The following is a 7,221-nucleotide window of genomic DNA, read 5'->3' as shown; positions in this document are numbered from 1 at the left end:
GCGTGATTTATAAAGCGTTTATTCAGGAACAGGGTAATGGGCGCCTGCGAGAGGAAGAGCAGTTGGTTGTTGACTCACTTCATCAACGTGGAATTCCAATTACGCTTTATACAGAAAAACGTCTTCGTCGCAGACAACTTCCACTTGATGGTACGTCTTTAGTTGTTGGAGATATGTCTTGCATTTCCTTGGCTTTGAAGCAGCTTTCTATTCCTGAACCAAAACCAAATGATTATCCTGGTTCTTTAAGTGAGTTTTTACATCGTCGCATTTGGCGCCTAACGCTTGGAGAATTAGAATTAGGGTTAAGAAATGGTAGATATCCTGCAATATTTGCCAAACCAGCAACTCGTCGCAAACGTTTTACAGGTTGTGTTTTTGAGTCTGAGTACGATTTGTGTCAAGTTTACGGGGTGTCACGACAAGAAAAGTTGCTGTGTTCTGAAGTTGTGACTTGGGTTAGCGAGTACCGTATTTATGTTGTGCATTCAGAAATTAGAAGTATTAATTGGTATGCTGGTAATAAGTCGATTCAAATTGATGTTCAGGAGATTCAAAGAGCTATTCAAGTTTTGGATAAAGCTGGTGAGTCTTATGCTGGATATGCAATAGACTTTGGAGTTTTAGATACTGGTCAAACTGCTTTGGTTGAGATGAATGATGGTTTTGCACTCGGCGCCTATAATATTGATAGTACAAACTATACTGATTTAATTTGGGCAAGGTGGGAAGAACTTTTAGTACAACGTGTTAATTAACTGGAATAAGTGTAAAAAAGGTCAAAGATAAACACTTTGACCTAAAAATTAACAGTTTGACGTTAAACTCTTGATTATCGGTTTAACCAAGCCTCTAAATCAGAAATATTCGAGAAATTTATAAAATCTTCTCCTAGCGCTTCAAGTTGGTCTGTTGTCAATGCTTGAATACGTTCGAGAATTGATGAGTCGAGAGTGCCGAATTTTCGATTGAGTAGACGATTTAAAAAGCGAAAAGCCTCCTTTTGCTCACCTTCACTTAAAATTTGTTGATACCAAGGAGACTCTTATAAAATTGCCATATCTAACCTCATAATGTTTTTAACTAACGCCTTATCTAACATAAAGCTAGCAAAAAAACCTAAAAGCATGTCAAACTGCTCTAACTGCTCCGAGGTACGCATTACTCGCAGTGCTTGTGTAATTGTCGCTTCATTGGCGCCGTTTTGGAGAACTGGTACGAATGGTAGTAAACTGGGTGCGTTGTTAAAGGCAACTTGTGCGTCTATTTCCCAGAGGTTTATGACTCGATAATCTTGACGCGCGATTAAACCCATAAATTTGGACTTGAAAGCAGTAGGTATTTTAGCATCACTGGTTTTGAGTATATTTATAAGTACAGGGTAAACTGGCAAATCATATTTCTCTTCAGCTAGTGCTGTATATGCGCGCACTCGATGAGCGCATCTTCAATTTATAACGTAGTTGCAATTCATTGAGGACGAGGAATTCTTTACGTTTTGGAGTCTCGACACGGATGAGAATGTCACTTTCACGACTTATCCATTCAAATCCAGTATTAATTACTTCCTTAACTTTAAGGTCAGAAGTTTGTGTATACGGTTATTTTTAGTCGATAAAATTTCTTTATAAATATATAGTTGATACATATTTGTGGTAATTATGTTCTATACTATGGAAAGTAGAACAGTAAGGTCATATATGGAAATAGCATTTACTGGAACAAGATACACAAACTCAGAGCAAGCTTTGATTGTTAAGGATAAGTTGCAGGAGATTGCTCAAATAGATGCAACTTGGCATGTTGGTGATGCGATGGGAGTTGATGCACTGGTTAGGATTGAAGCTCGGCGCCTAGCTAAAGAGTTAAATATATATGTGTGTCAAGGAAAGGAGCGTTATGAATTTGCGAAACGTTCTAAATCAATGATTGATGCAATTGCTGGTACTTATAACAAGTTGTATGCGTTTGCGAATAAATCATGTCCTGCTGGATGTAAGCCATGTAGAAATCCTAATGGGCAAGGTTCTGGTACTTGGTTGACTGTTGCTTATGCTTATTATCTTGGTGTGCCTGTAGAATTAATTTTTTTGGAGGATGGCTTGGTGGCGCCTGACTGGTTAGATGTGCCTACACCTGTAAAGAAATATGAGCAGTTATCGCTTTGGTAAACTAGCAAAAAAGTTAAAGATAGAAATTTTATAATGTTTTTACCGTTTCCGGTTGCGATGTAATCATTTCCGGCGCCTGCGTATATTAAATTGTCACCATTGCCTGTACGCACCAAGTTGTCACCTTCAGCAGCATACACAGTGTTATTACCGCCCAAAGCGCTGATAATATCACTACCCGCGCCGCTGTAGATAACACTGTTGCCACGTCCGGTAGCAATGCGGTTAAAACCTTGACCTGCATACATTTGTTGGTTGCCATCATCGGTACTAATTACGTCGTCACCAGCACCAGTGTATACTATGCTATCGCCAACTCCAACATATACACGATTATTTCCTTCACCAGCAAAGAAGGTATCATTACCACCTTTACCTATAAATACATCTCCAGCATCTGTACCGTATAATTTGTCATCTCCCTCAGTACCATTTATCGCACTTGGGTCACCTAATTGCCCAAATAACGTTTGGTACATTTGTTTGTAAATTTCTCTGTTATCAAGGGTGCTTGGTAGTTTATCAGCATTCATCCCATAGGTTTTGCTGACTAGACTACCTGGAAAGTCTGGTGTTCCTACCCAACCAACTCCAAAGTTACCCATAATCTCAAAGATATCGAAGTCCAAAATATCGACCACTTAGGTATAGTTGCAGGAATTATCGACTCAATTGGATTAGTAGAAATAATTAATGATTTATATAGTTTGCTGTTTACCAGAAAGCGCAGTAGTAGGAGTTTGATTATCTTCTTCTAACCCGAAAGACTCAGCGTGAACTTTTGTACCCGTAGCGTGAGTAACGGCGCCACCATTTGATGTACCTGTTAACTGGTCTTGCATGTGTCCTAAGTAGACGCGCGCTTGGGGCGCTAGTCGGAGGCTCATATCTTGCACCTGGAAATTTGGATGAGCAATACTGCAGTACTCTCGTAATAGCTGCTGAATTATTTGCTGATATTGAGCTACTATTACCATTTTAAAATTTACTCTAATCTTGAGTTATATGTTACATTTAACTAATTGAAATATAAAAAAACTAAATAAAAATATTTTGTTATTGTAGAGACAATACAATGTAATGCCTCTATATATATTTAAATATATTTAATCAAAACACAGCAGGCTGTTTAGTAGTCGTCGTAGTCTTCCTCATCAGATTCAGATGGTGGAATTTCATCTAGCTTGACTTGAAATTCCTGCACAGAAACTGTTGTAATTGCTTGTTCTAAGAGCTTCTCCAGCACATTTAAATCTTCTATTGTCTCAAGACGTTCGCTAATGGATGCTGGTACAGTGTCAAACCGCACTCTTAAAGCAGTTACAACTGACTTACGAGCATTTATCATCATCCCATCAAGTTCGATATCTGTAATATATGGCACTCGTCCTTCCTCCTGAATACGTTTGAATTCTTGTTTAAAGCTCATTTCCAATGGTTTTGGCAATACCATCATCCACTGGATTAAGCGGAATAATTCCAGTATTTGATTCTTATTATAGCCACGTTCATAAAGTCCGCGCACCAAAGTTAATTTGGACTGGAAGCGTTGGTTTGGTTTTCCAGCAGTGTCCAAAGTACTCAAGTGTGCCATTATAACTACCGCAAATGGATTTAATGAGCGCTCTAGCTCGCTCCATCGCAGTTGAAAATCTAATAACTTCACCATCGGGTACTTTGTACCGCTAAAAAATTTCCAACGTGAATAACCAAATCTTGTCGGGCGCCAATTAGGATCATCATCTCCCAAAACTATTAAACTGATAACTTCTGTATCATTCTTATCAAACAACCTATGGTTATAAACATGTATTCGTTTGGGAAAATCTTTTTGGTATTGACTTTGTATTTCAATATGAATTAATACAAAAACTTCTTCTCCATCATGTAGCCATACTTTTACCAACTTATCTGCAACTCGATTTCCAATTTCAGCATCTCTAATTACCTCTCTTAAGTCAGTATCTAATGATTCATAACCTTTTGACCAATCTATATCCGCATGAATCCAAGGAAAGCATAATTCTAGATTGGTGGTACACCTACCATCAAAACTGAGTCATCTCGCATGTGAATTTCTACATCCCTTTTACGCTCGGTGAAAAGATTAGCTTCTGAAGCATGGCGCCCACTTAAATAATGTACAACTTGATTAGATGAACCACGTGTACCTTTATTGTCATTAAGTTCTGACATATATTGTCCGTCTATAAGGACATCAATTAAAGAAAGAACTTGATTGATAGTAGTGACATGTATCACTGTAGAGACGTTACACGTAACGTCTCTACAATTCAAACTACGGTATTTGAGGCACCTGTAACTAATCTACCCATCCAAGTGTGAACCAATGGTTCACATTTTTGAAACGCCAAAGAACAACGAAGGGCACCTGCGAGTAATAGATAAAGTATATTTCAGCTTAATGTAGTACAATTGAGCAAAAGATGCCCATCCCACTCATTGTTATATTTCAATCTTGTCGTGTTTCTTCCCAAACTTTTTCAAGCGCTATTGCCTTTTGTTTATCTATACTGGCAGCTTTAGCATTTCCCAACCCACCATACACTTGACCTCGCAATGCATAAGCGTCATGTAGTTGAGGTTCCAGTTGTATTGCTTTATTTGCATCAGCTAAGGCGCCTTTGTAGTCTTTTAACTCAATATAAACATAAGCACGGTTAATATAATTCCAAGCCATTTTAGGATTGAGTTTAATGACTTCATTATAATCGGCAATGGCGCCAAAGAAATCGCGCAACTTTGTTTTAGCTTCTGCCCTTTGAGCGTAAACAAGATTCGGTTTATGATTCATCTTTAATAAATAATCATAGTCTTGTATTTCGGCTTGAATATTGCCAAGTCGAGAATTTAAATAAGCACGAGTAAAACGATGATGAGTTTTATTAGGTTGTAATCGTACAATATGATTGTAGTCAGAAGCGGCACGTTTATTATCTCGCATTGCTCTAAATGCTTTCGCACGTTTAATATATGCATCTATATCATTGGGATTTTTTTGTAATGTTGCTGTTGCTTTTTCAATTTCGCGCTTCTGCATAGTGAGAAAGCGTGTACGGTGCTGTCGTGGATTCTCGAATATATGTGGAATTTGACTTAATAAAGTTATTGCACTTGGCGATATTGCATACAAAGTACCTGTGAATCCTCCAAGTAAACTACCGCAGTAAAAAGCAATTAGACAAATTCGTGTTATCCATTTGCCTTGTGATTCACTGTAACGTCGCATTATATCTTTAACTATAAAATTTCTGCTGGCAACAGGTAAGCTATTATAGCCAAATTGTTTCAAATATATATATATATTCTTAATAAGGTTATCTTGATTAGTCGGGTTAGTTTGTTTAAGAAGTCGCTGTAATTTAGAATTTACTTTAGCCGCACGAAAGCTTTGTGGTATACTTAAAGAAGTTAAAATTACAAATATTAATAATATAGGTTGGGCAATAGAAAGGCAACCCAGCACAAATAAACCAAATAATTTAAATAAAACATCGCTATAAGCAAAACGTGAAAATACAAGTAAATTTGCCACCTTACCACCATCGAGTGGATAAATAGGCAGTAAATTTATTAAATTTAAACCAATTAACATCCAAGCAGTGTCTTTTACCCAAAATAAATCACTTGTACCACCAGAGATCAAAGCCAAAAATATTCCCAAAATTAATCCGGGCAAAGGACCAGCGAGTAAAACCCAGACATTTTGAGCAAGTGTAGTATCATATTTTTGACTTGCTGTTGCAACGGCGCCTAAAAAGGGCAAAAATAACATAGAAGTATCACGATAACCGCATAAATGCATCGCAATTAAGTGTCCAGCTTCGTGTAGCATTATCACCAGCACAAAAATTGCCAAGCGATGTATTTCAAACATATGCATATAAGATGCAACAAACAAACCAAAGCTTATAAACAGCATCCACGCACGAAATTTACCATCAATCAGTCCCTTATTCTGACTTTCTGTACGCTTAAACCCTTCAACCTCCAGTTCAACAGGAATATCAACCCGCATTGCAGGATTAGTTTTAGCAGCATTAGTGCGATGGTTGAGAATTTGTGTAACTTTATGTTTTCCGTCAACCAATTTCTTAGCAACTTTCCATGCAACCTGTAATGTTGGACTATATTCTTTTTCCTCAGCTAATCGTAGTTTGCCTGCTTTAAATAAATAATCTAAATGTTTATTGCTAAATTTTTCTAAAGCTATGGCAAATTTATCAGGAGATAAACCAATTGCAAGTTTTGTGATATTTATTTTTTCGACAGTATCTTGATGTAACTGCCATTGTACCAGAGTTTTTGCTGTGTAAGCATCTTGAATAGTAAAGTTAGGCGTTTCACCAAATACTCCATCAGCTTTACCATTCATCGTCAATAATAAACTACCGTCTTGAAAAAATGTATAAAATTCAATATCAAATAAATTAACAGCTTCCAACGGATAGCGAATCCCTATTTTTGCATACGAATTTAGTGCTTGGTTATGCAACAGTATTTCTACCAGTGTTGGTGGGTGAATTTGAAGCATGGGTTCTACTTGTATATAGCAACACGCTTTAAAACCAAATTGCTCTAGTTCAGAAATGGCGCCTTTAAATAATTGTTGAAGATATACTGGTACTTGTTTACTATTAATGATTTCGTATTTAGGGCGCCGAAAAACAGACTTGAAAATAAACAAAAACGTCACTAAATAGTTGATAACAGCGAAAAGTACTAAGATAGCGATGGGGTAGAGAATATATTGCATAGCAATGTTAAAGAGCAAACTATGCTTAGTATTCCCATTTTTATTGTAAGTAGATTAACATGTATTTTTTAATTTCATCAGTAAATATACGAACTTTAGGAGGAATATAAGCACGAGAAGGATAAACCAGCCAAGCTGCTGTGTTAAAGTCTGTTGCTGTAACTTCGTAATCTGGAAACAGGTTTAAAAAGTTAAACTGCCAGCAATTTGATGATTTTATGATAGGAATGTTTAACTGGCAACAACCAAAAGAAATGGAAGAATGGCTTTTGC

9 protein-coding genes and 2 pseudogenes are annotated in these 7,221 nt (G+C 37.0%); 3 read left to right on the top strand and 8 right to left on the bottom strand.

The genetic code is table 11. From position 1 onward, the window contains the following. The coding region (locus AC2JBO_RS41155) for an ATP-grasp domain-containing protein (RefSeq protein ID WP_496959396.1) at nt 1-758 on the top strand (758 nt) is incomplete at its 5' end. Nucleotides 759-832: 74 nt separating this feature from the next. Here the strand turns inward: AC2JBO_RS41155 and AC2JBO_RS41150 are convergent. Together AC2JBO_RS41150 and AC2JBO_RS41145 are read right to left on the bottom strand one after the other, a co-directional pair. Next, nucleotides 833-1,024: a DUF4351 domain-containing protein gene (locus AC2JBO_RS41150; RefSeq protein WP_496959397.1), complete on the bottom strand. Its 192-nt coding sequence runs from the start codon at nt 1,022-1,024 to the stop codon at nt 833-835. Nucleotides 1,025-1,045: 21 nt separating this feature from the next. After that, nucleotides 1,046-1,432, bottom strand: coding sequence for an RpnC/YadD family protein (locus AC2JBO_RS41145; protein WP_496959395.1), 387 nt, complete (start codon nt 1,430-1,432; stop codon nt 1,046-1,048). A gap of 268 nt (nt 1,433-1,700) precedes the next feature. Here AC2JBO_RS41145 and AC2JBO_RS41140 point away from each other — a divergent pair, with 268 nt between their 5' ends. Beyond that, nucleotides 1,701-2,171, top strand: coding sequence for a hypothetical protein (locus AC2JBO_RS41140; protein WP_496959394.1), 471 nt, complete (start codon nt 1,701-1,703; stop codon nt 2,169-2,171). On the opposite strand, the gene AC2JBO_RS41135 is transcribed toward AC2JBO_RS41140, so the two are convergent. After that, nucleotides 2,060-2,800 (bottom strand): calcium-binding protein, encoded by a 741-nt coding sequence (locus tag AC2JBO_RS41135; RefSeq protein WP_496959393.1) that lies wholly within the window; start codon nt 2,798-2,800, stop codon nt 2,060-2,062. The genes AC2JBO_RS41140 and AC2JBO_RS41135 overlap by 112 nt on opposite strands. Between AC2JBO_RS41135 and AC2JBO_RS41130 the strand changes: the two are divergent. Continuing rightward, nucleotides 2,789-2,872, top strand: a pseudogene (locus AC2JBO_RS41130) (DUF4277 domain-containing protein); the annotation flags it as partial. The gene AC2JBO_RS41135 and the pseudogene AC2JBO_RS41130 sit on opposite strands and share 12 nt — an antisense overlap. On the opposite strand, the gene AC2JBO_RS41125 reads toward AC2JBO_RS41130, so the two are convergent. From AC2JBO_RS41125 to AC2JBO_RS41105, 5 genes and pseudogenes are all read right to left on the bottom strand, one after another. Beyond that, nucleotides 2,870-3,148 carry a hypothetical protein gene (locus AC2JBO_RS41125; protein ID WP_496959392.1) on the bottom strand — a complete coding sequence of 93 codons (279 nt, stop codon included), beginning with the start codon at nt 3,146-3,148 and terminating at the stop codon, nt 2,870-2,872. The pseudogene AC2JBO_RS41130 and the gene AC2JBO_RS41125 sit on opposite strands and share 3 nt — an antisense overlap. Nucleotides 3,149-3,300: 152 nt before the next feature. Then, the gene (locus AC2JBO_RS41120) at nt 3,301-4,077 is read right to left on the bottom strand and encodes an RpnC/YadD family protein (RefSeq protein WP_496959391.1); all 777 of its coding nucleotides are present in this window, start codon (nt 4,075-4,077) and stop codon (nt 3,301-3,303) included. 119 nt (nt 4,078-4,196) lie between these two features. Then, nucleotides 4,197-4,433, bottom strand: a complete 237-nt coding sequence (locus AC2JBO_RS41115) for a 4Fe-4S cluster-binding domain-containing protein (RefSeq protein ID WP_496959390.1) — start codon at nt 4,431-4,433, stop codon at nt 4,197-4,199. 211 nt (nt 4,434-4,644) lie between these two features. Continuing rightward, nucleotides 4,645-6,948 (bottom strand): site-2 protease family protein, encoded by a 2,304-nt coding sequence (locus AC2JBO_RS41110; protein ID WP_496959389.1) that lies wholly within the window; start codon nt 6,946-6,948, stop codon nt 4,645-4,647. Between the two features lie 40 nt (nt 6,949-6,988). Next, nucleotides 6,989-7,221, bottom strand: a pseudogene (locus AC2JBO_RS41105) (hypothetical protein); the annotation flags it as partial.

It is taken from the genome of Calothrix sp. CBUCES-K 9914 (assembly GCF_059640475.1).
This window is presented reverse-complemented; position numbering and strand designations above follow the sequence as displayed.